21 protein-coding genes and 1 CRISPR repeat array are annotated in these 21,534 nt (G+C 72.2%); of the genes, 12 read left to right on the top strand and 9 right to left on the bottom strand.

What is annotated here, in order from left to right:
* Positions 1–103 precede the first annotated feature (103 nt).
* From ACH4E8_RS17030 to ACH4E8_RS17020, 3 genes are all read left to right on the top strand, one after another.
* Complete coding sequence (locus ACH4E8_RS17030; RefSeq protein ID WP_398448840.1) at positions 104–1,093, top strand: LysR family transcriptional regulator; 990 nt, start codon at positions 104–106, stop codon at positions 1,091–1,093.
* 138 nt (positions 1,094–1,231) lie between these two features.
* Positions 1,232–1,567 carry a hypothetical protein gene (locus tag ACH4E8_RS17025; protein WP_398448838.1) on the top strand — a complete coding sequence of 112 codons (336 nt, stop codon included), beginning with the start codon at positions 1,232–1,234 and terminating at the stop codon, positions 1,565–1,567.
* Between the two features lie 154 nt (positions 1,568–1,721).
* The gene (locus tag ACH4E8_RS17020; RefSeq protein ID WP_398448836.1) at positions 1,722–2,402 is read left to right on the top strand and encodes a DUF998 domain-containing protein; all 681 of its coding nucleotides are present in this window, start codon (positions 1,722–1,724) and stop codon (positions 2,400–2,402) included.
* Positions 2,403–2,997: 595 nt separating this feature from the next.
* Here the strand turns inward: ACH4E8_RS17020 and ACH4E8_RS17015 are convergent.
* A complete protein-coding gene (locus ACH4E8_RS17015) occupies positions 2,998–4,038 on the bottom strand; it encodes a helix-turn-helix domain-containing protein (protein WP_398448834.1) in 1,041 nt (346 codons plus the stop codon).
* Between the two features lie 117 nt (positions 4,039–4,155).
* Here ACH4E8_RS17015 and ACH4E8_RS17010 point away from each other — a divergent pair, with 117 nt between their 5' ends.
* Positions 4,156–5,052 (top strand): alpha/beta hydrolase, encoded by an 897-nt coding sequence (locus ACH4E8_RS17010; RefSeq protein ID WP_398448832.1) that lies wholly within the window; start codon positions 4,156–4,158, stop codon positions 5,050–5,052.
* A gap of 8 nt (positions 5,053–5,060) precedes the next feature.
* Positions 5,061–5,447, top strand: coding sequence for a cupin domain-containing protein (locus ACH4E8_RS17005; RefSeq protein WP_398448830.1), 387 nt, complete (start codon positions 5,061–5,063; stop codon positions 5,445–5,447).
* 7 nt (positions 5,448–5,454) lie between these two features.
* Here the strand turns inward: ACH4E8_RS17005 and ACH4E8_RS17000 are convergent, their stop codons facing one another.
* Positions 5,455–6,957 (bottom strand): MFS transporter, encoded by a 1,503-nt coding sequence (locus ACH4E8_RS17000; protein WP_398448828.1) that lies wholly within the window; start codon positions 6,955–6,957, stop codon positions 5,455–5,457.
* Between the two features lie 86 nt (positions 6,958–7,043).
* Here ACH4E8_RS17000 and ACH4E8_RS16995 point away from each other — a divergent pair, with 86 nt between their 5' ends.
* Positions 7,044–7,778 (top strand): TetR/AcrR family transcriptional regulator, encoded by a 735-nt coding sequence (locus ACH4E8_RS16995; protein ID WP_398448826.1) that lies wholly within the window; start codon positions 7,044–7,046, stop codon positions 7,776–7,778.
* Between the two features lie 61 nt (positions 7,779–7,839).
* Here the strand turns inward: ACH4E8_RS16995 and ACH4E8_RS16990 are convergent, their stop codons facing one another.
* The 3 genes from ACH4E8_RS16990 to ACH4E8_RS16980 all read right to left on the bottom strand — a co-directional run bounded on the left by ACH4E8_RS16990 (position 7,840) and on the right by ACH4E8_RS16980 (position 12,014).
* On the bottom strand, positions 7,840–9,483 hold the full coding sequence (locus ACH4E8_RS16990) for a TlrC/CarA/OleB/SrmB family ABC-F type ribosomal protection protein (RefSeq protein WP_398448824.1): 1,644 nt from the start codon (positions 9,481–9,483) through the stop codon (positions 7,840–7,842).
* A 360-nt stretch (positions 9,484–9,843) separates the two neighbouring features.
* Positions 9,844–10,404 carry an RICIN domain-containing protein gene (locus ACH4E8_RS16985; RefSeq protein WP_398448822.1) on the bottom strand — a complete coding sequence of 187 codons (561 nt, stop codon included), beginning with the start codon at positions 10,402–10,404 and terminating at the stop codon, positions 9,844–9,846.
* A 326-nt stretch (positions 10,405–10,730) separates the two neighbouring features.
* Positions 10,731–12,014 (bottom strand): adenylosuccinate synthase, encoded by a 1,284-nt coding sequence (locus ACH4E8_RS16980; RefSeq protein WP_398448820.1) that lies wholly within the window; start codon positions 12,012–12,014, stop codon positions 10,731–10,733.
* Between the two features lie 164 nt (positions 12,015–12,178).
* Between ACH4E8_RS16980 and ACH4E8_RS16975 the strand changes: the two genes are divergently transcribed.
* The gene (locus ACH4E8_RS16975; RefSeq protein WP_398448818.1) at positions 12,179–13,072 is read left to right on the top strand and encodes a diacylglycerol kinase; all 894 of its coding nucleotides are present in this window, start codon (positions 12,179–12,181) and stop codon (positions 13,070–13,072) included.
* 97 nt (positions 13,073–13,169) lie between these two features.
* On the opposite strand, the gene ACH4E8_RS16970 is transcribed toward ACH4E8_RS16975, so the two are convergent.
* Both ACH4E8_RS16970 and ACH4E8_RS16965 read right to left on the bottom strand, forming a co-directional pair.
* The gene (locus ACH4E8_RS16970) at positions 13,170–13,817 is read right to left on the bottom strand and encodes an isochorismatase family protein (protein ID WP_398448816.1); all 648 of its coding nucleotides are present in this window, start codon (positions 13,815–13,817) and stop codon (positions 13,170–13,172) included.
* Positions 13,818–13,968: 151 nt separating this feature from the next.
* The gene (locus tag ACH4E8_RS16965) at positions 13,969–14,442 is read right to left on the bottom strand and encodes a MarR family winged helix-turn-helix transcriptional regulator (protein WP_398448814.1); all 474 of its coding nucleotides are present in this window, start codon (positions 14,440–14,442) and stop codon (positions 13,969–13,971) included.
* A 184-nt stretch (positions 14,443–14,626) separates the two neighbouring features.
* Here ACH4E8_RS16965 and ACH4E8_RS16960 point away from each other — a divergent pair, with 184 nt between their 5' ends.
* The 4 genes from ACH4E8_RS16960 (at position 14,627) to ACH4E8_RS16945 (ending at position 19,072) form a co-directional block, all read left to right on the top strand.
* Entirely contained in the window at positions 14,627–15,301 is a 675-nt protein-coding gene (locus ACH4E8_RS16960) for an ArsR/SmtB family transcription factor (protein WP_398448812.1), read from the top strand.
* Positions 15,298–16,644 carry an MFS transporter gene (locus ACH4E8_RS16955; protein WP_398448810.1) on the top strand — a complete coding sequence of 449 codons (1,347 nt, stop codon included), beginning with the start codon at positions 15,298–15,300 and terminating at the stop codon, positions 16,642–16,644. The genes ACH4E8_RS16960 and ACH4E8_RS16955 overlap by 4 nt, the downstream gene beginning before the upstream one ends.
* A 190-nt stretch (positions 16,645–16,834) precedes the next feature.
* A CRISPR array of direct repeats spans positions 16,835–17,534; the repeat unit is 27 nt; unit sequence GGTCCCCGCGCGGGCGGGGGTGGTCCG.
* A gap of 72 nt (positions 17,535–17,606) precedes the next feature.
* Complete coding sequence (locus ACH4E8_RS16950; protein WP_398448808.1) at positions 17,607–18,401, top strand: SAM-dependent methyltransferase; 795 nt, start codon at positions 17,607–17,609, stop codon at positions 18,399–18,401.
* Positions 18,398–19,072: an HAD-IA family hydrolase gene (locus ACH4E8_RS16945; RefSeq protein WP_398448806.1), complete on the top strand. Its 675-nt coding sequence runs from the start codon at positions 18,398–18,400 to the stop codon at positions 19,070–19,072. Before ACH4E8_RS16950 ends, ACH4E8_RS16945 begins: the two co-directional genes overlap by 4 nt.
* A 174-nt stretch (positions 19,073–19,246) precedes the next feature.
* Here the strand turns inward: ACH4E8_RS16945 and ACH4E8_RS16940 are convergent, their stop codons facing one another.
* Together ACH4E8_RS16940 and ACH4E8_RS16935 are read right to left on the bottom strand one after the other, a co-directional pair.
* Entirely contained in the window at positions 19,247–19,561 is a 315-nt protein-coding gene (locus tag ACH4E8_RS16940) for a hypothetical protein (protein WP_398448804.1), read from the bottom strand.
* 135 nt (positions 19,562–19,696) lie between these two features.
* On the bottom strand, positions 19,697–20,029 hold the full coding sequence (locus tag ACH4E8_RS16935; protein WP_398448802.1) for a hypothetical protein: 333 nt from the start codon (positions 20,027–20,029) through the stop codon (positions 19,697–19,699).
* A 390-nt stretch (positions 20,030–20,419) separates the two neighbouring features.
* Here ACH4E8_RS16935 and ACH4E8_RS16930 point away from each other — a divergent pair, with 390 nt between their 5' ends.
* Entirely contained in the window at positions 20,420–21,526 is a 1,107-nt protein-coding gene (locus tag ACH4E8_RS16930; protein ID WP_398448800.1) for a helix-turn-helix domain-containing protein, read from the top strand.
* The last annotated feature ends 8 nt before the right edge of the window (positions 21,527–21,534 follow it).

The raw sequence follows: 21,534 nt of genomic DNA, 5'->3' as shown, positions 1-21,534 counted from the left end.
ACGTTGCTCATGCGGGAATCCTGACCCGCACCGCACCATTCCACTAGCGCATATCCCGCAGATCACCCATGCGCCAGACGCATATCGTGGCACCGTGCCCCTCATGGACGTCACCGCACTCCGCTCCTTCCGCGAGGTCTGCCTCCTGGGCTCGATCAGCGCGGCTGCGCAGGCGCTGGGCTACACGCAGTCGGCGCTGTCCCGCCAGGTCGCCGCGCTGGAGTCCCGGCTGACCGTCCCCCTGCTGGAGCGGCACGCGCGCGGCGTCCGGCCCACCGCGGCGGGCGCGGTGCTCCTGGAGCACGCGACGGCGATCCTCCAGCGCGTGGAACGTGCGGAGCGGGACGTCGCGGCGTCCCGGGAGCGCCCCGTGACCACGCTCCGGGTGGGCGGCGTCCCCACGGCGTCGGCGACGCTCCTTCCGCGGGCGCTGAGCCTGTTCCTCGCCGACGCCGCAGGCGGGCACGCAGGCCCCGACGCAGGCCCCGACGTACGTCCAGACGTACGCGTCGTCTTCGTCGAGGACTTCACGCCGCGGCTGCTCGAACGGCTCCGGGACGGTGAGTTGGACGTCGCCGTCGTCACGGACTACCCGCCCGGGCTGCCCGCCGGCGCCCCCGCCGAAGACCGCGGCCGCAACCGCGACGGCATCGCGCTGACCCACCTCCTCGACGACGCCTTGCGATGCGCGCTCCCCCGCGATCACCGGCTCGCCGCCCACGCTCCAGAGGGCGACGACGGAGACGGCGACGACGGCGCTGCGATCGACCTCGCCGAACTCGCCGACGAAACCTGGGTCGAGGACTACGAGGGCGCCGCTGCCGTGCTGTCCGCCGCCTGCGCCCGCGCCGGCTTCGCCCCGCGCGTCGACATCGCCTGCGGGAGCTGGCTGGGCAAGCAGGCGTTCGTGGCCGCCGGCCACGGCGTGATGCTGGTGCCGGGCCTGCTCGTCCCGGCCCTCCGTCCCGACCTGCTGATCCGGCCGCTCGTCGACCCGCCGTACCGGGGGGTGTACGCGGCGGCGGGCCCGCGGCCGTCCGCCCCCGCCGAACGGTTCGTACGAGCGCTACGCAGGGCCGGGTCCAGGTCGTAGCCCAAGGCATCGGCATCATGGAGGGAACGCCGGGGCGCCAGAACGCTCCCCGGCGTGCACCTCCACCCAGTCCCCTACCCCCTAGGCAGGAAAATGAGAGCCTGCGATCCGACTAACCACCCCGTCCACCGCAACCCCTTGTGGGCTGCCTTCAGTTGGTCCTTCATCGCACTGAGCGTGGCGTACGCGACCGCGCTGCTCGTGCTCCTTCCCGAGTCGAACGACTGCCGCTACGCCGCGTCGGCGAACGGCGACATGACCGACACGGGTTACGACCCCTTCCCGCCTGACCAGTGGTGCGAGTACGAGGAAACCGGTCAGGTCTCCAAGGTGTCGTCCGCCCCGGCCTGGGTCCCCCCGGTGCTGTGGACCGCCACGGCGCTGACGGTGCTCTTCGCCGTCTGGGCACTGGCGGACAAGCGCCTCAACGGGCGCAGCCGCCGTCCCGACCGCCCCGCACCCGGCGGGGCCTGACCACGGGAACTAGCTCCAACGCACGTCAATCGGGGTTGACATCGGCCCAGATGTCAACCCAGGATGACAGCACACGGCCCGTCGCCCTTCGGAGGTCCCCGTGCGCTTGCCCGTGCGCTTGCCCGTTCGGTTGCCCGTGCGATTGTCGTTGCGCTTGCCCGCGCCCGTCCCCTCGATCGCCCCGCGCGGCCGACGGCGTACGTCCGGCATCCGCGCACTGCTCGCCACCGGCGCCGCTGCCGGGCCCCTCTTCGTCTCGGCCTTCGCCGTCCAGGGCGCCCTGCGCGCGCACTACGACGGACGGCGCCACCCCGTCAGTTCCCTCGCGCTCGGCCCGTACGGCCGGGTCCAGACGGCGAACTTCCTGACCACCGGCGCCCTCACCCTCGCCCTTGCGGAGGGGCTGCGCCGGGCGCCCGGACAGGGTGCGACGTGGGTCCCGCGGCTGGTCGCGGGCTGGGGTGTCGGCCTGCTGGGCGCCGGCGCCTTCGTCACCGACCCCGTCGGCGACTATCCGCCCGACGCCCCGTCGGACCCGGACATCACCCTGCCGGGCGGTCTGCACGACGCGTTCTCGCTCCTCGCCTTCGGCTCGCTGATCGCGGCGGAGACCAGCCACGCCCGCGCCTGCCGCGCCCGCGGCGAGCACCGCTGGGCGGCCGGCTCGGCCGCGGCGGCGGCCGTCACCGCGGCGACCTTCCTCTACTCCGGCTGGGCCTTCGACCGCACCGACGCCGCGGGCCACCGCGCGGGCCTCGCCCAACGCGCCTCGATCACAACGGGCTGCGGCTGGCTGACGCTGTTGGCGTTGGGCACCCTGAAGTCCGCGCGCTGAACCCCTCCCCGGGCCCCTGAATCCCCCCGTGCTGCGGGCAAGGGGCACCAGCACTACCCGGACACCAGCGCCGTAGTCCCTACCGGTCCGGCACGTTGGTCTCTGCGGCCCGGTGGGGGTTGTTCGCGCAGTTCCGCCCCCTGTGCCCTTGCGTGCTCGGGGGGACCCACAGCGCCCTTAGGCACACTCGCCACAGCCCTGCGGGCGCGTCGGCCCCTGCTGCCCGGTGGGGCTTATTCGCGCAGTTCCGCCCCCTATGCCCAGAGGGCATGGGGGGACCCCCAGCGCCCCTGATGTGGTTGCCGCCGTCGTTCAACCACCGGTAGTGCGGCACCCCGCTACGCCCGAAGGGCGTGGGGGTTTCAGGAGCGCTGGAGTCCCCATGCCCTCTGGGCATAGGGGGCGGAGTTGCGCGGCCAACCCACCACCGGGCCGCAGGCATGCGATTGGGGGAGCGAATCAGGAGCGCTGGGGCCCCCATGCCCTTTGGGCACAGGGGGCAGAACTGCGCGAACAACCACAGACGGCCCGCAGAGGCCAACGCATCCCGCAGGGAAACGGCGAGGCCGCCCCACAACCCCACCCGCACCGCGGGCTACGCGTCGTCGAGCAGGCGCCACGCCGTGAGGGCCAGCCTCGCCCGTACCAGGCCGACCGGGGACGTGAGGTCGACGCCCAGCGCCGCCCCGATGCGTTCCACGCGGCGGGCGACGCTGCTGTGGTGCAGGTGCAGCAGGTCGGCCGCGCGGCGCAGGGAGCCGGTGGTGCAGTACGCGTCCAGGGTCGCCAAGTCGTCGGCGGCGGCAGCGGCCAGGGCCGCCACCGCGGCCACGTCACCGTCGGCCCGCACCGCCGTGGCCGGCACCTGCGCGAGCAGCGCCAGCGCGCCCAACTCGGCGTAGTCGACCACCGGTTCGCGCTCCGTGGTGAAGCGCAGGGCGGTGCGGGCCTGCCACCACGACCGGTCGGGGCTGCCCGTACCGCCCACCCCCGCCCGAACCCCCGGCGGAAGCTCGCGCCGGTCCACCGCGGTGGCCAGCACCACGCCCGCGTCCGCGAGCGGCGCCGCCTTCACCAGGCCGGCCGGGCAGAGCAGCGCGCCGATCCGGTCGAGCGGCAGTGGCGACCGGACGGCAACGACGCGTACGGGCGCGTCGACCGCGAAGCCGAGCAGCCGCAGCGCCCGCGCCCGGGCCGCCTCGTCGCAGTCCGCGCTGACCACCAGCTCGACGAGGGCGGGGTCCGCCATGGTCGTACGGGCCGGTCCGTACCGTTCGACGACGGACGTGGCGGCGATCGCGAGCCGGTCGAGGACCTCTTCGTCGAGGGGGCCGGTCGCCTCGGGCCGTTCCAGCCAGACCGTGCCGATCGCCTCCTCGTCGAGCGTGATCGGCAGCTCGGTCGACGCACCGGCGGACGGCTCCGGCAGCTCGCGGCCGTCGGGGCCGACCCGGACCGTCCACCCCGTGCCGTGCAGCCGGATCCCCACCACGCACTCGGCCAGCCCCGCCGTCGCCCGGGCCAGCGCCGGCAGGTCCACCCGGCGACGCATCAGCGTGTCGTAGAACATCACGATCCGGATCGCTCCCTCGGCCTGCGCGTCCAGGTGCGACAACCGTGCGGCAAGTGCCTCCATGGCTGGAGGATAGGTCGCGGCCCCCGACCGGCGGCGCGACGATCGGCGCACGATCCGGCCGGGACGCCCGACGGACGGCGGACGGCTCCGCGGCCCGCACCGGCGAGGATCGTCGGCATGGATCCCGAACTCGAAGCCTTCCTGCCCCTGTTCGCCCGCCCCGACCTGTCCGACCCGTTCGCGATGCGCAAGGACTACGCCGACCGCTCCGCCTCCCGGCCCGCGCCCGACACCTCGGGCATGACCGTCGAGGACCGCACGGTCCCCGGGGACCCGGACGTGCCCGTACGGATCTACGTGCCGCACCAGGCGCGCGGCGCCGTCGTCTGGATGCACGGCGGCGGGTGGGTCATGGGCGACCTGGAGACCGAGCAGCACTGGGCCGCCCGGATCGCCGCGGGGTCCGGCGCGGTGGTGGTCTCGGTGGGGTACCGGGTGTCGCCCGAACACCGCTTCCCCGCCGCGCTGGACGACGCGTACGCCGCACTGGAGTGGACCGCGAAGCACGCCGCCGACTTCGGCGTCGACCCGGCGCGCATCGCGGTCGGCGGCCACAGCGCCGGCGGCAACATCGCGGCGGCGCTCGCCCTGCGCGCCCGGGACGAACAGGGCCCGTCGATCCACTTCCAGCTCCTGAACGAGCCCTCGCTCGACGACCGCCAGGAGACCTGGTCGCAGCGGAACTTCACCGACACCCCGTGGGCGAACCGGGAGATGGTGGGCGCGTGCTGGCGGCACTACCTCGGGACGACGCCGGCCACCCCGTACGCGGCACCGGCGCGCGCCACCGACCTGTCCGGGCTGCCGCCCGCGTACGTCTCGTCCGCGGAGTTCTGCCCGAACCGGGACGAGAACGTCGACTACGCGGTGCGGATGCTGCGCGCGGGCGTCTCCGTCGAGCTGCACCAGTGGGCGGGGACGTTCCACGGCTCGCAGGCGGTGCTGTCAGCCGACGTCTCCCGGCGCCAGATCACCGGCCTGTGCACGGCCCTGCGCCGGGCGCTGGCGGAGTGAGCCCCGCCATGGCCGCGAACGTGCCCCCGATCGACCTCTTCGCCTCCTTCCTCCGCCTCCACCGCGACGGTCGAGTGACCGTAGCGCCACAGGAGTTCGACCCCGCGTGGGACTCCTGGCAGATGATGGCCTTCCGCGCGGAGACCGACGCCGACGTCCACGCCGACCACTGGGAGGTGCACGAGGCGGCGGACGAAATCGTCGCCTGTCTCAGCGGCGGCATGCGCCTCCACCTCCGCCCGCAGGAAGCGGCGGAGCCGGAATCCGTCGAACTGCCGGCCGGCACCGCGACCGTCGTCCCGCGCGGCCGCTGGCACCGCATCGAACTCACCGCCCCCAGCGACGTCCTGTCGGTGACGCTGCCGCGCGGCAGCCGGCTGGAACCACGGAGCTGACCTCCCGTCACTCCTGTGGCTCCCGTGGCTCCCGTGGACGAACGGGCGCCAGCGCGCGCCAGGCGATGGCACCACCGGCGACGGCGAACGCGGCACAGACGAGCATCGCGACGGACTGGGCCCGGGTGAACGCGAAGTGCGCGGCGTCGACCAAGTCCCGCTGCTCGACGGAGAGTTCACCCAACGTACTACCGAGGGAGGAACCGGCCCGTACGTCCAGCGCCGCGGGCGCGAAGTGCCGGTAGCCCGCGGCGACGGTCGAGCCGACGAGCGCCACGCCCAGTGCGATGCCGAGCTGTTGGTGGGTGTCGTTGAGCGCCGACCCCATGCCGGCGCGGTCCGGCGGCACCGCCCCGAGGACGGTGGCGTGCACGGCCGGCGACGCGAGCCCCGAGCCGCCGCCGGCCAGCAGCAGCCCCGTCGCGACGACCGCGTAATGACTGCTCGGCGTCAGCAGGGCGAGCACGGCGAAACCGGCCGCGGTGACGGTGAAGCCCGCGACGATCGTGCGCCGGTGGCCGATCCTCGCGGGCAGCCGGACTCCGACGGGCGAGCCGAGCACCACCCCGATCGCGAGCGGCACGATCGCGAGGCCCGCCCGCACCGGCGAGTAGCCCATGACGTGTTGCAGGTGCTGGGTCAGCACGAACAGCACGCTGCCGGTGCCGACGGCGAGGACCGCGACCGCGGCACTGGCGCCGACGAACCAACGGTCCCGGTACAGCCGCGCATCGACCATCGGCGACCGCGCGCGCCGCTGCCGCGCCCGGAACACCAGCGCGCCGACGACCGTCGCCGCGAGGGAGCCGAGCACGGTCGGCGACAGCGGGCCGTGCTCGGCGACGAAGGTCACCGCGGCCACGAACGAGCCCATGGCCAGCGTCATCGCCGCCGCGCCGAGCACGTCGACGGGCCGGTTCTGCCGGTCGCGGGACTCCGGGACCAGCCGACCGATCAGCACGATCGCGACGCCGGCGAGTGCGGCGTTGACGGCGAAGACCCCGGGCCAGCCCCACTCGTCCACCAGCACCCCGCCCACCAGCGGCCCCGCGGCCATCGCCACCGAGCCGACCGCCGACCAGACCGCGAACGCCTTGACGCGTTCGTCGGGGTCGAAGACGTGCACGAGGATCGCCAGGGTCCCCGGCATGACCAGCGCAGCGCCGACGCCCATCACCGTACGGGCCGCGATCAGCCAGCCCACCGACGGCGCGAACGCCGCCACCACCGAGGTCAGGACGAGGATCCCCAACCCGACGACGACCGCCAGCCGGCGCCCGTAGCGGTCCGAGACCAGCCCGGCGGCGACCAGCAGCCCGGCGAAGACGACGACGTACGCATTGACCACCGCCTGCAACTCGGCCGGGCCGGCGCCCAGGTCGTCCTCGATGGTCGGTATCGCGACGTGGAGGACCGTGTTGTCCACGACGATCACCATCAGCGCGACGCAGACCGCGCCCAGGATCACCCACCGCCGCGGATCGCGTTCCTCGCCCGCGGCACTACCCACTACCTCGTCTCCTACAGTCATGCATAAAACCTACAGCGTAGGAGAACCCGACGGGGGAGGAATCCCCTGTCGATAAACTGCGGCACGTGGCGGAGAAGGCGAAGAACGACGCAGGGAACGGCGGAGCGAAGGACGGGGCACCCGGCGCGGTGTGGTTCCGCGAGCCGCAGCGCCGCCGCAAGGCGCCCGGGCTGAGCCGCGAACGGATCGTCGCGACGGCCGTCGACCGGCTCGACCGCGAGGGCGTGGACCAACTGAGCCTGCGCAAGATCGCCGGCGATCTCGGCGCCCACGCCACCAGCCTGTACTGGCACGTCCCGACCAAGGGCGACGTGCTCGACCTCGCGCTCGACGAGGTGTTCGCCGAGATCCGCCTCCCCGACGGCCACCGCACCCGGGACTGGCGGGAGGTCGTCCTCGCCTACATGCGGGAGCTACGGGCGATGCTGCTGCGCCACCCGTGGGCGGCGTCGCTCGCCGGCACCCGACCGCTGGCCGGGCCGCACGCGCTGGAGCGCTCGGAGAGCGTGTACGCCGCGCTGACCCGGGCCGGCTTCGCGGGCCCCACGCTCGCGGCGACCGCCGCGGCGGTGTCGAACCTCGTCATCGCCACCGCCTCGACCCAGGCCGCCTGGGCGGAACGGGCCGAGGTCGGCAGCCGCGACGCGCTGCGCGGGCTGATCACCGAACGGCACGCTTCGTACCCGACGTTGGCCGCACATCTGGAGGACTTCCTCGGCGACTGGGACACCCAGTTCGAGATCGCTGCGCAGACCCTCGTCAAGGGCCTCGCCGCCCAGCGCACGGAGGAGCAGGCGTGAGCAGTGCGGTCAACGTACGGGCGGAGTCCCGAGGTCGCCGCCCGTACGTGCCCGCACCGGCTCAGCCCGCCACCGGCGCCTCCGTACGGTCGGCGACCCGGCCTGCGGCCAGTTCCAGGCGCGTTCCGGTGAACCGGGCCCGTGCCCGGCGGTCGTGGGTGACGATCACGACCGCGCCCGGGTGGTCCGTCAGCGCGTCCTCCACCTCCTCCACCAGGGCCGGCGCGAGGTGGTTCGTCGGCTCGTCCAGGAGCAGCAGGTCGGCCGGGTCGCTGACCAGGCGGGCCAGTTCGATCCGGCGCTGTTGGCCGTAGGACAGCTCGCCCACCCGCAGCCGTAGCGCGGCCGGCGCGAACAGGCCCAGTGACAGCAACTCGTCGACGTACTCGTCCGGATGGCCCGGCCGGCCGTGGGCGAACGCCTGCGGCAGCGTCAGCCCGTCCGGCCAGGCGGTCGGCTGCTGCCGCAGGTGCCCGACGCGGCCGTGGGTGCGCACCGTGCCGTCGTCCGGGCGGAGTTCGCCCGCGAGCACCCGCAACAGCGTGGTCTTGCCCGCGCCGTTGGGGCCGGTGATCAGCAGCCGCTCGCCGTGGCCGATCCGCAGCTCCGGCACGTGCAGCCGGTCCCCGACCCGTACGCCGACGAGTTCGGCCGCCGGCTGCGACGCCTCCTCGACCCCGGCCGCGGCGGTGGGGCGGCCGGCGAACACCAGCGGGTCGGGCGGCGGTGCGACGGGGTTCGCCGTCAGCCGTGCTGCGCGCTCCCTCGCGTTGCGGATGCGGCCCGTCGTGCCGTGCCCGCGGCTGCGGGGGCGGAACCCGGCCAGCGGCAGCTTCCGCGGGATGGCGTCGAGCCGGGCCGCGCCGGCTTCGGCCAGCCGCCGGCTGCGGGCGAGTTCCGCGCACCACTGCTCGTACTCCTGGATTCGGCGCCGGCGTTCGGCGGCCTTCGCGGCGAGGTAGCCGTCGTAGCCGTCGCCGTGGCGCGTCACCCGCCCCTCGCCGACCTCCAGGACCGTGGAGGTGACCCGCTCCAGGAACACGCGGTCGTGGGTGACCGCGAGGACGGTTCCGCGGTGCGCCCGCAGATGCGTCTCCAGCCAGCCCACGGCCCGGTCGTCCAGGTCGTTGGTGGGCTCGTCCAGCAACAGCAGCTCGGGCTGCGCGGCCAGGGTGGCGGCCAGTGCGAGCCGCGAACGCTCGCCGCCGGACAGCGTGTCCAGCGGCCTGGTGCGGGCGAGGTTCGGCAGCCCGAGCCCGTGCAGCGCGACGTCGACGCGTACGTCCGCCTCGTAGCCGCCGCGGGCCTCGAAGCGGGCGACGAGCCCTGCGTAGGCGTCCAACGCGCCGGCCAGCTCCGCCCCGTCGAGGCCGCTCAGCTCGACCTCGGCCCGCCGCATCCGCGCCGCCAGCTCCCGCAGGTCGGCGAGGGCGAGGTCGACGGCGTCCTGGACGGTCGCCCCGGGCGGCAGCGCCAACGCCTGGGCGAGGTGCCCGACGCCACCGGGCGCGACGACGGTCACCTCGCCGCCGTCGGCCCGGTCCACCCCGGCGACGAGCCGGAGCAGGGTGGACTTGCCGGCGCCGTTGTCGCCGATGACGCCGACCTTCTCGCCCGGCTTGACGGTGAAGGAGACCCGGTCCAGGACGACGTGGTCGCCGTGGCGACGGGTGACGTCGTGCAGTGACAGTTGCGCGGGAAACACAGAACCGGCAGGAAGCGCGGGAGGTGCAGGAAGCGCAGAACGGGCAGGAAGCGCGGAGCTTGCAGGTGGTGCAGAACTTGCCGGTAGTGCAGAACGCATGAGCAGTCCCCTGTTCTCGGCCGAGCCGGTGGGAACGGGCAGATGGACGCATCCGCGCACGCCAAAAGGGGCCTGGGAAGCACGGATGAGAACGCGCGACGCGGAGCCGATGCTCGACGCGGTCACGCGGGGACCGTCACAGAGAACCCATGCACACCACCGTACGACCCGGCACGTGCCCTCGTCACCCGCATTCCGCCGCCCGCCGGCGCGCCCCGGCGATGACGCCATCGCCGGGGCGCGCAGCACGAGCACCGAAGGTCAGACGGTCTCCCAGACCGGCAGCCAGACGTCGTTGGCGACGCCGTTGGCCGTGCAGGTGTACTGGATCAGGTTCCGGCCCTGTCCCACCCCGCCCTGGACGTTCAGGCACTTGCCGCTGGAGCGGGCCACGAGCTGGTAGCCGGTGCCCTTGGCGACGAACTTCCACTGCTCGTTCGCCGCGTTGCCGCAGGTCCACTGGATGATCTGGGCGCCGTCCGCGTTGCCGCCGCCCCGGACGTTCAGACACAGGCCGCTGTTGAGCGACTTGAAGCGGTAGTAGCCGCCGCCCGTGGCCTCCGGCTCCCAGAGTTGGTTCGCCCCGCGGTGCAGCGCCCATTGGATGACCTCGGCGCCGTTCGCGGTCGAGGCACCCTTGACGTCGGCCGCCTGGCCGGGGTCGCTCGCCAGTCGCAGCGTGACCTTCTGGACGCTGACCGCGGCGGCCTTCTGCTCGCCGAGCGGCACCGGGGCCGTCGCCGTCGCGGTGCCGGGCAGTCCCAGGGTCAGGGCCGCACCCACCGCGGTCAGCACCGCGGCCGTCTTCAGGACAGGACGCATCAGAGGCACTCCTCACACTCTCGCGCTCACGGACAGAGCGCGGGTTGCCACCATGCGTAACCATCAAGTGCCGCGCGTAGGCGCGAGTTCGAGCGGACGGCGCAACGGCCGGACGGTCCGGAAAGCCGTCCGGGCCGGGGGTCGGTTCAGACCCCCGGCCCGGATAAACGGTTCAGCAGCGCCGTACGCCCTCGGCCGTACGGCTGACACCCACTCGGCCCAGGGCGACGTCCGCCGCCCCGGACCACGGGCTCACCTCCCGGACCACTGGCTCACGCCCCCGGCCACGGGCTCAGGCCGCGGGCCACTTGCTCAGACCCGCGGGCTCAGAGGAACGAGTTGATCTCGATCGTCTCGGTACGGCCCGGGCCGACGCCGATCGCCGAGATCGGCGCCCCGGACATCTCCTCCAGCGCCTTCACGTACCCCTGCGCGTTCTTCGGCAGGTCCGCGAAGGTCTTCGCCTTGGTGATGTCCTCGGACCAGCCCGGCAGCATCTCGTAGATCGGCTTCGCGTGGTGGAAGTCGGTCTGCGAGTACGGCAGCTCCTCGACCCGCTTCCCGTCGATCTCGTACGCCACGCAGACCGGGATCTGCTCCCAGCCGGTCAGCACGTCGAGCTTGGTGAGGAAGAAGTCGGTGAGGCCGTTGACCCGGGTCGCGTACCGCGCGATCACCGCGTCGAACCAGCCGCAGCGCCGGTCGCGACCGGTGGTCACGCCGCGCTCGCCGCCGATGCGCCGCAGCGCCTCGCCGTCCTCGTCGAACAGCTCCGTCGGGAACGGGCCGGCGCCGACGCGGGTGGTGTACGCCTTCAGGATGCCGATGACCCGGCTGATCTTGGTGGGGCCGACGCCCGCACCCGTGCACGCGCCGCCGGCCGTCGGGTTCGACGAGGTGACGAAGGGGTACGTGCCGTGGTCCACGTCGAGCAGGGTGCCCTGGCCGCCCTCGAAGAGGACGACCTTGCCCGCGTCGATGGCGTCGTTCAGAACGAGGGTGGTGTCCGCGACGTACGGCTTGATCTGGTCCGCGTACTGGAGCAGCTCGTCGACGATCCGGCCGGTCTCGATGGCGCGCCGGTTGAAGACCTTGGCGAGGAGCTGGTTCTTGGACTCCAGCGCCGCCTCGACCTTCTGGGTGAGGATGGACTCGTCGTACAGGTCCTGGACGCGGACGCCGACGCGGTTGATCTTGTCCGCGTAGGTCGGGCCGATGCCACGGCCCGTCGTCCCGATCTTGCGCTTTCCGAGGAACCGTTCCGTCACCTTGTCGAGCGTGACGTTGTACGGGGTGATCAGGTGAGCGTTTCCACTGATCAGGAGCTTGGAGGTGTCCACGCCCCGGTCGTTGAGCCCGCTCAGCTCGGAGAGCAGCACGGCGGGGTCGACGACGACGCCGTTGCCGATGACCGGGGTGCACCCCGGTGAGAGGATCCCGGAGGGGAGGAGGTGCAGTGCGTACTTCTGGTCGCCTACGACGACCGTGTGGCCGGCATTGTTGCCGCCCTGGTAACGCACCACGTAGTCAACGGATCCACCGAGCAGGTCGGTGGCCTTTCCCTTGCCCTCGTCACCCCACTGAGCACCGAGCAGCACAAGTGCGGGCACAGGCGTACACCCCTTCCGGGCGGGGCATGTCCAAGGTCAGGGGGATCAGTGCGTCCCTTGTTGTTCCTGGATCCGTTGGACCGGTTGCCCCGGAATAGACGAAGCCCCTGGCGCAATAGCGCAAGGGGCTCTTGCACAAAGATGCTACCCGAGGAAGGACCGAGGTGTCGGCTCACGACCAGCTGCTGGTGGTCATCGACCCGGTCGCCCGCCGAATCGACGGCGAGTCCGTGCGGATCGCGAAAGACGTTTTGTGTGGTGGCTCAGCAGCGAAAATCAGCCTGCCGGAGAGTCCTGAGGAGTTCGCGCGGGCCCTGGCCCGCAGGGGCCAGCGGCGCCCCGTGATCGTCGGGGACGACCGGGCGCTGCTGCGGGCGGTGTCCCTGCTGCACCGGGACCGCTGGCTGGGCGACGGCGCCCTCGGCCACGTCCCGGTGGGCGCCGACGTCCACCTCGCCCACGCGCTGGGCGTCCCGCCCGGCCCGGTCGCGGCGGCGCGGGCGGTGCTGGACGGGGGCGTACGCCGGCTGGACCTGCTGGTGGACGAGAGCGACGGCGTGGTGGTCGGGGACGTGACGATCCCGGCGGTCGCGCCGACCGCACCTGCCGCGCCGGGGCCGTGCCCCGACGCCCCGCCCGAGCTGCCGGCGCACGGCCCCGCCCCGCTCGACCCGCCCCCCGCCGCGGTGCCGGTCGCGGCGGGCGGCCTGCGCCACGCGTACCGCACGCTCCTGCGCGGCCTGGTCCGCGCTCCCGCCCGCCAGCCGTCCGCCCCCCGCCCGCACCGCCTCCGGGTCGAGGCGGACGGCGCGCTCCTGTGCGACCTGGACCAGGAGGTCGACGCGGTCACGCTCCGCACCCTCCACCCGCACGCCCCGGGCCGCGCGGAGGTCACCGTCCACCCCCGCGTCCCCGGCCCCCCGCTCACCGCGACGGCCACGACGATCACGGTCTCCGGCCCCGACTTCCGCTACCGCGCCGACACCCAGCCCACGGGCCCGGTCCGCACCCGCACGTGGGTGGTGCGGGCGGGGGCGTGGGGGCTGACGCTGCCGTGAGGGGCGGGGGTGGACGCCGTTTCCGGGTGCGACGCAGCGCGGGGGCGGGCGCCGTGCCCGCCCCCGCGGGGGATTCCGACCGCTCCGGATCAGCCGGTCAGCCGTTGTTGCCGCTCGCCGAGGCGTGGGCCGCGCTGACCGCGCCGTAGAACGGCATCGCGAGGTTGCTGAAGATGTCGGCGGTGCCGGGGCCGCCGGGGTTCTTCCAGTCGCGCAGCAGCTCGGATATCACGCCGACCGTGCTGTTGAGCGTCGCGCCGGCGTTCTGGAGGCGCAGCAGGGAGGTCTCGCGGGCGAGCTTGTTCGTGGTGCCCGACGCGTCGGTGACGGAGTGGACCTCGTAGCCGCGGCCGAGCGCCGAGAGGGAGGCGAACATCAAGCAGACGTCGGTGATGACGCCCGCGATGACCAGGTTGGGCCGGTCCATCGCGCGGACGGCGGCGTCGAACGCCGGGTCGTCGAAGGCGTCGACCTCACCGCTGCGGTGGATGATCGGGGCGCCCGCGGGCAGCTCGTTGACGAGCTCCGGGAGGAGGGGTCCGTTCGGGCCCTGGGGAGCGGAGGTGGTGGCCACGATCGGGAGGCCGAAGACCTTGGCGGTACGGGCCAGGGCCTGCGCGTTGCGGCGGACCTCGTTCTGGTCGTGGTCCTGGACGCCCAGGATCAGCCCGGCCTGGTGGTCGACCAGCAGGATCCCGGTGTTCTCGGGGGTGAGGCGGTTGGTGACGTAGCTGTTGCTGCTCATGTCCTGTGTCCCTTGGAAGGGGCCGCGGTGACGGCCGTCTCAGGTGCGCTTTTTGTTGCGTGCGCATACATCTAAACCGTCATGGGTGTGGTCTCATTCCAGCCAAGTCGGGTTTTGGATGTGAGCTACGCCACTGCCTGCGCGGCCCGTATCACCGCGGGGTGTCGCACTGCTCGTCGACGGACTCCGGAGCGAGTCGGCCGAGCACCGCGTTCAGGGCCACGAGGTCGTCGTCGGAGAGATGCGAGGTGAAGGTCTTCTCGACCACCTCGGCGTTGGTCCGCACGGCTTCCCTGAGCAGCGTCCGCCCCTCGTCGGTGAGCCGTACGAGCGCGCCCCGCTGGTCCTCCGCGACGGGGGTGCGGGTCACCAGCCCGCGCCTGGCCAGCCGGTCGCACATCCGACTCACCGCGCTCTGCGTCAGTACCGTGCGCTCGCCGAGGACCTTCAGCCGGACGCCGTCCAGGGGGATGTTCACGAGCGTGTCGAACTCGCTCACCGACAGCCGGTGCCGCTCGTCGAGGGCGCGTCCGATCTCCGCCAGCACCCGCTGGTGGACCTCCATGTACGACCGCCACACCCCGACCTTGAACGCCCGGGACATGACCGGCTTGCTTTCCGGCATCTGCTCTCCTCGCACGGTTGAACGACACCATTCTCAGCCAAGGGGGACGGATGCGGGCGGGCTCGTCCGGACGGGCGGCTGATGCTGCCGCCGCCCGACGGCTGCGGCCCCTCATCCAAACTCCCAAAGAAATTTTGCAAAAATTCCTTTGGGAAACCCGTCGGCCGGCCCTACTCTCCCTGTCATGCCCGGTGACCAGCCCAACCAGCAGCCCAACCAGCGGGACGACCGGCAGCCCCGCCAGGAGGACCGGCGCTCCCAGGAGCGCGTACTCGACCCCGAGCAGGACGCCGCAGCCCTCAAGGCCCTCACCCACCCCCTGCGCATCCGCCTCCTCGGCTACCTCCGGCAGGACGGCCCCGCGACCGCCAGCGAACTCGCCGCCAGGACCGGGGAGTCGTCCGCGTCGACCAGTTACCACCTGCGCGTACTGGCGAAGTACGCGTTCGTCGCCGAGGCCGAGCACCGCGACGGGCGCGAGCGGCGCTGGCGGGCGGTGCACTCCGTGACCTCCTGGAGCAACAAGGCCATGGAGGCGTCGCCCGGGAGCCGCGCCTACGTCACCGTGACGCGCCGGGTCCAAGTCGAGCACCTGGAGGCTTCGCTCGTACAACACGAAGCGGACATGGCCGAAGGACGGCTCGATGAGGCGTGGGTGGAACCGTCCGGGATCAGCGACCTGATGCCCCGTCTGACCCCCGAGTCCCTCACCGAACTCTGGGACGTGATCGACCGGACCCTGAACGAACTGACCGCCCGCGACGCGGACGACCCGCGCGCCGCCCAGGTCATGTTCCTCGCCGCGGGGTTGCCGCTGGCCCCCCGCCCGCCCGGCGTCAAGGACGAGGACGTTTCGTGACGCTGGACGTACGGACCGCGCGCCGCCGGTACGTCACCGTCAGCGCCCTGTTCTGGCTCCCGCTCGGGCTGAGCATCGCCCCCCTCGTCCTGCTGTTCACCGAACGCGGCATGGCGATGGCGGCCGTCGCAGGTTTCTTCGCCGCGCACTCCCTCACCACCGCCGCGTTGGAACTGCCCACCGGAGGGCTGTCCGACGTCCTCGGCCGCCGCGCCGTCCTCGCCGCCGCCGGCCTGCTGAACCTCGCCGCGCTCACCCTGCTGGGCCTGGGCAGCACCCCCGTACTCCTCGGCCTCGGCATGGCCCTGATGGGCGCGGCCCGCGCCCTGTCCAGCGGGCCCGCGGAAGCCTGGTACGTCGACACCGTCCACGCCCACGCCGGCCCCGACGCCGAACTGCGCACCGGCCTGGCCCGCGGCGCCTCCGCAACGGACGCCGCCCTCGCCGCCGGCACCCTCATCGGCGGCGCCCTGCCCTGGCTGCTCGGACTCGGCCCCGACCTCGGGGCGCGGCTGGCCGAGACGACGTCCGGGCTGGTCGTACCGCTCTCCGTACCGCTGCTGCTGGGCGCGGCCGTCGAGATCGCCTTCGTCTCCTACGCCCTGACCGCACTCCCGGAACCGCCCCGACCGCCGGCCACCCTACGAAACGTCCTCCGCGACGTCCCGACCACCGTCGCCGGCGGCCTACGCCTGGGCGGCCGCGACGCCCTGGTCCGCCGCGTCCTCCTCAGCGCCGCCGCCGCGGGCAGCGCCCTCGCCACGGTCGAACTCCTCACCCCCGGCCGCGCCGCCGACCTCACCGGCGCATCCGAGTCCGGCGCGGTCCTCTTCGCCGCCCTCGCCTGCACCGGCTTCGCCTGCGCCGCCGTCGGCGCCCACCTCGCACCGCTGACGGCCCGCCTGACCGGCAGCGGCGAACGCGCCGTCGTGACCAGCCTCGGCACGAGCGCGGCCGGACTGCTACTCCTCAGCCTGACGACGGCGTTCGCGGGCCCGTTCCCCCTGTCCCTCGCCGCCATCGGCTACGCCCTGATCTACCTCGGCCTCGGCGCAACGGGCCCGAACGAGAACGACCTCCTCCACCGCCGCGTCCCCAGCACGGGCCGCGCCACCGCCCTGTCAGTCCAGTCCCTCTCCCTCCAACTGACCGCCGCCCTGACCGGCTTGCTCGTCACCGCTCTGCCATCGGGCCCACTGCCGTGGCTGCTGGCGGTCGCTGCGCTGGTGGCCGGGGCGCTGTTGTGGGGGTTCCGGGGTGGCTCCGCGTCCCGGCCGTGCGCCACCTCTGCCGAACCCGACGGCGCTGGGGAGCGTGGGGGACGGGCTGTCACTCACGAGTGAACCCGTGCCCAACCTGGCGCCGCCTCGTCGGTCGGGAGGGGGTACGCGCCGCGGATTCGGCTCATGTTGGCTGGCTGCAACTCCGGGGCGTGCAGGGGTTGTTCCCTTCCTGGCATCATGCGCTCATGGCCCTCGGTGTCGGCCTAGGCAAAGGAAGAGCAACGCCCCTTGAACGCCGCGGGTCGGGAAGGGGGTCCCCGCGCGGGCGGGGGTGGTCCGACGAGCTGATCAACGGTGACGTCGCGGTCGACGTGGTCCCCGCGCGGGCGGGGGTGGTCCGTCACCGAGAACCCCGAGGCCACCGTGGAGATCGGGGTCCCCGCGCGGGCGGGGGTGGTCCGGCGCGCCGCCCGAGCTCGGGCACCCGCCGACCGGGGTCCCCGCGCGGGCGGGGGTGGTCCGCCGAACCCGTGGAGGCGGATGCCCATGGACCAGGGGTCCCCGCGCGGGCGGGGGTGGTCCGGACGGTCCCTCGCCGAAGTCGGCCGCCTCCTCGGGGTCCCCGCGCGGGCGGGGGTGGTCCGCCTTGCATCGCACCTCGAACGGCGATGCAGAGGGGGTCCCCGCGCGGGCGGGGGTGGTCCGGCCAGGCCCGTGTCCATGCCGCAGGGCATGGAGTGGTCCCCGCGCGGGCGGGGGTGGTCCGCGCATCAAGACTGCCGTGCAGGAGGCCCTGGAGTGGTCCCCGCGCGGGCGGGGGTGGTCCGAGTCGGCGGACATGGTCGTGTCCACCGCGCACGTGGTCCCCGCGCGGGCGGGGGTGGTCCGAGGTCGTTGGTTTCCTGCTGCTGGCGGCTGGTGTGGTCCCCGCGCGGGCGGGGGTGGTCCGCCGTTGTTCGCCGAGCTGATCGCGTTTCCGAGGGGGTCCCCGCGCGGGCGGGGTCTCCATCTCGTCGGCGTACACCCCGTGAATCACACATGCATTCTTGCGTCATAGCCCCACCAGCCGAAGGCTAGACCTCATGCCAAACGACCAGCAGCCACCAGCAATTGACACCTCCGTCGCCCACAGCGCACGCGTCTGGAACTACTGGCTCGGAGGCAAGGACCACTACGCCGCCGACCAGGTCGCCGGTGACGCCTACCGGGAGAAGTTCCCGCTCATCGAGCCGATGGCGCGCGAGTCGCGGGACTTCCTCGTACGGGCCGTGACGTATCTGACGCGGGACGCCGGCGTGCGGCAGTTCCTCGACGTCGGGGCCGGGCTGCCGACCGCCAACAACACCCACCAGGTGGTGCAGCGGATCGCACCCGAGTCGCGGGTGGTGTACGTCGATCACGACCGGCTCGTCCTCCTGCACGTCGAATCCATGGGCGAGAGCACGTCCGAGGGGTCCATGGACTACGTCCTCACGGACATGCGGGACACGGACTCGGTCGTCGAAGGGGCTGCCAAGACGCTGGACTTCAGCCAGCCGATCGGGCTGGTGATCAATGACGTGCTCGGGCACATCGTGGACTGGGACGACGCGCTGTCCCTCGTACGGCGGCTGGTCGACCGGCTGCCGTCGGGGAGCTACCTCTCCCTCAGCCACGCCACCGCGGACAACGAGGCCCATCGGCGGGCACAGGACGAGTACAACAACAGCGGCGCCATCCCGTACATCTTCCGCGAGCCCGAGGTGACGCGCGCCTTCTTCGACGGCCTCGAACTGGTCGAACCCGGCTTCGTCTCCTGGCCCAACTGGCGCCCCGAGCCCACGACCGGCAAGCTGACCGTACGGGCCGGCTGGGGCGGGGTGGCTCGCAAGCCATGACGACGCGCGGCACGCACACGCGCCCCTGGTCCGCGGTGCTGTGCGACCTGGACAACGTCATCCGGTTCTACGACCAGACCCATGTGAACGCACTGGAACGACGCGCAGGGCTGACCGAAGGAACCACCGCGGGCATCGCCTTCGCACCGGAGGTGGACGGCCCCCTGGTCCTCGGCCAGATCACCACGGACCAGTGGGTGGACTCCATCGCACGGGCACTGGAGCCCCACGTTTCGCCTTCGCAGGCACGCGAGTTGGGAACGGCCTTCGTGCACGTGCCCTTCCACGCTGACGCCGCCGTTGTCGCCCTACTCCGTCAGGCCAGGAGACACGTACCACTGGTCCTGGTGACGAACGCGACGCTCGACCTGGAACGGGACCTGGAGTCGCTAGGACTCACCAACCTCGCCGACCACGTCGTCAGCAGCGCACGCGTGGGCCTGGCCAAACCCGACCGCGCCATCTACGAACTCGCCGCCGAGCGCGCCGGCGTGGCCACGGATCGGTGCCTCTTCGTGGACGACCGCCTCGAAAACGTGGCGGCGGCGATCGACCTGGGGATGACGGGGGTGCACTACCGCGGGCCCGAGGATCTGGAGGCGGCGTTGGCTCCAGTGTTGGGGGTGGTGGCCGAGCCTGCCTCAGGCAAAGAACCAGCAAAGCGACGTTGACACCGCAGGTCGGGAAGGGTGGTCTCCGCGCACGCGGAGTTGTTCCGCCAGCCTCCTCGATGTCGCTCTTGAGCTTGACGTGGTCTCCGCCCAGCGGAGGTGTTCCGCGGACGGTGATGATCGCCACCGACCGCGCGTCGTGGTCTCCGCGTGTGCGAAGAACCGGACCGGGGTCTACACCGGGGGTACGCCGGGTGTGGGTGTCGGCGCGGGTCGTGGTGGGTGTGGGCCGGGGTCCGGTGGCAACTGCGGGGTTGGTTTCCCGTGCTTGCCGGCTTCGAGTCGACGTTCGGTGAGGCGGTAGACCCCCAGCGGCGGGAAGAGTTCGACGCGTACGGGGTTGCCCTCGGTGGCGCAGGCATCGCACAGCAGGTCCCGGACACCGGGTGCGCTGCGGATCACGCTCACGGGTTGGCGCCAGCACGCCTCGCACGTCGTGACGTCGGCCGTGGTCAGCTTGGCGCGGCCGATGGGGATCAGGATCAGCATGTTGTTCTCCTGTGGGTGGGTGGCCCCGGCCCTGTCGCGGGGGATCGGAGATACAGGACCGGGGCCGGTTGGACCCGTGTGCCGACGCGTTGGCCCCTTGCCCGGGTCACGTCGCGTCGCGTCGGCACACGGAGATCACGCGCTGTGCCGCGGCTTACGCCCCGTGTACATCAGCAGCGTCTTCACGTACTCCGCCAACAGCAACAGCTCTTCATCGATCCGAATCTCCGGCTCGACCCCCGCCGCCGCCTTCCGCGCACTCGCAACACACGTCAACACGTACTGCCCGTACCACTCCCCGCCCAGACTGCGCCCGTACGCCTCAGCAGGCCCAGCCAACATGGTGATGTGGGCCCGCAACCGATCCCGTAGCCCTTCAACGGCGCTGTTCGGCGGCCGAGTCAGACAGACCGCGCCCGCGAGACGTACGTCCCGGGTCACATCCACCAAGCTCACGACGGGGCTCACCCGGCCCTCCCGGAGCAACGCGGGCACGAGCACGGCGGAAACTTCATCGGCTCCGGCACGACATCATCCGACGCCCGCACCCGCACCTCCCGCTCCACCGGCCACCGCGTCCCATCCGCACCCACCCGATACACCCGCAACGTCATCGCAGGTGGCTCGGGCGCCGGACGTGGCGGCTGTTCCCTCGCGCAGGGCGTCATCCTCGCGAATGCTTCAGCACCTGACTCCCCATACGTGTCACGCAGATTGTGTTCAGGGTCCACGACAGCCGCCTTCCTACTACGCTCAGTAGCCGGTCATCACGATTCCGACTCTAGGAAGCTGCGAACGCCGCCTGAAGTGACTGTGGGTACGGGTATCTGACCTCAACTCGGGCTGTGAGGAGGCACTATGGGTACGTCGAACGCCTCAACCCTGACCGGGGGTAAGGCAACGCCGCGCAAGCGCGGCGGGACGACTTCCGGGTACGTCTTCCGCCTCGTCCGAGAACAACTCGGCTTGACCCAAGACGCCCTTGCCGAGCGCCTCCGCACCTCGGTCGACACCATCGCGGGCTGGGAATCCGGACGCAGACCACTGACCGCGGTGCCCGTCGGGCAGATGCTTGCCCATCGGCACCATCTTCTCCGGCTGGGCACTGCCCCTGCGCTCTTGCTCACATTGGATCGAGCTATGGAGGCGGACATCCTGTTGACCAGCGTGCTGGACGATCCTCCTTCGGAGGAGAACCCCATGGGGGTTTGGGTGATGCAGCGCGATCTCGTGGAAGTCCTCGCATGGCCGCTCAGTAGGGTCACCCCCACGCCCTTGAGGGACCTCCCCCCGCCGCCGAGGCCCCGACGGGGCCCCGTGCCGAAATTCCCCGAACTACCCGACTCGGAGCGGCGACGGTTCTTCATCGCGACACGCCACACCGCCGAACACGCTCGCGGGCCGGACTGTTTCCTGCTGCGTCGGCAAGCTCTCTACTTGTCTGGCTACGACGACGCTCCCGACACCACCGATTGGCTGGCTCACCAGCAGCAGACTGAGCGCCCGGACGACTGGCTGAAGCGGTGGCTCAACGCGCGCTCCGTCGCGACTGTGGCTGCCCGTCAAGGTGATCGCGAACGCATGGAGCACTTCATCTCCCACGCCCTCGCCGACAACGACGCAGGAGAGACCGCCAACCTCAACTACTGGGCGAACTGGATCGGTGAAACTCCCGTCGAACTCTCGGACGACTTCATCGCGGCAGGCGTCGGTGTGTGGCAAGGAGAACGGCTGATCACTCACCTGGTACGTGGCCTCACACCTCAGCACGGCTTCTTTGAACTGAACGTCCACACCTTGTGGGCCCTGCTCACCGCTCGCGCAAATCTGCTCCGCCCCGGATCCCCAGTCGTCCAACGACTGCGCGACCACCTGCCCGTGATGTTGGATGGCTCAGAGCTGTCGGCGCGGGCGCGCCGTGAGCTGGAAGGCATCCGATACGCAATCCGCCTCACCGAGGCGTGAGAGGAGAT

Origin of the sequence: Streptomyces sp. NPDC017979, from assembly GCF_044328175.1 — a bacterium.
Classification (GTDB): domain Bacteria; phylum Actinomycetota; class Actinomycetes; order Streptomycetales; family Streptomycetaceae; genus Streptomyces.
Note: the sequence above shows the minus strand (reverse complement) of the source record. Positions and strands in the feature narration are given on the sequence as shown.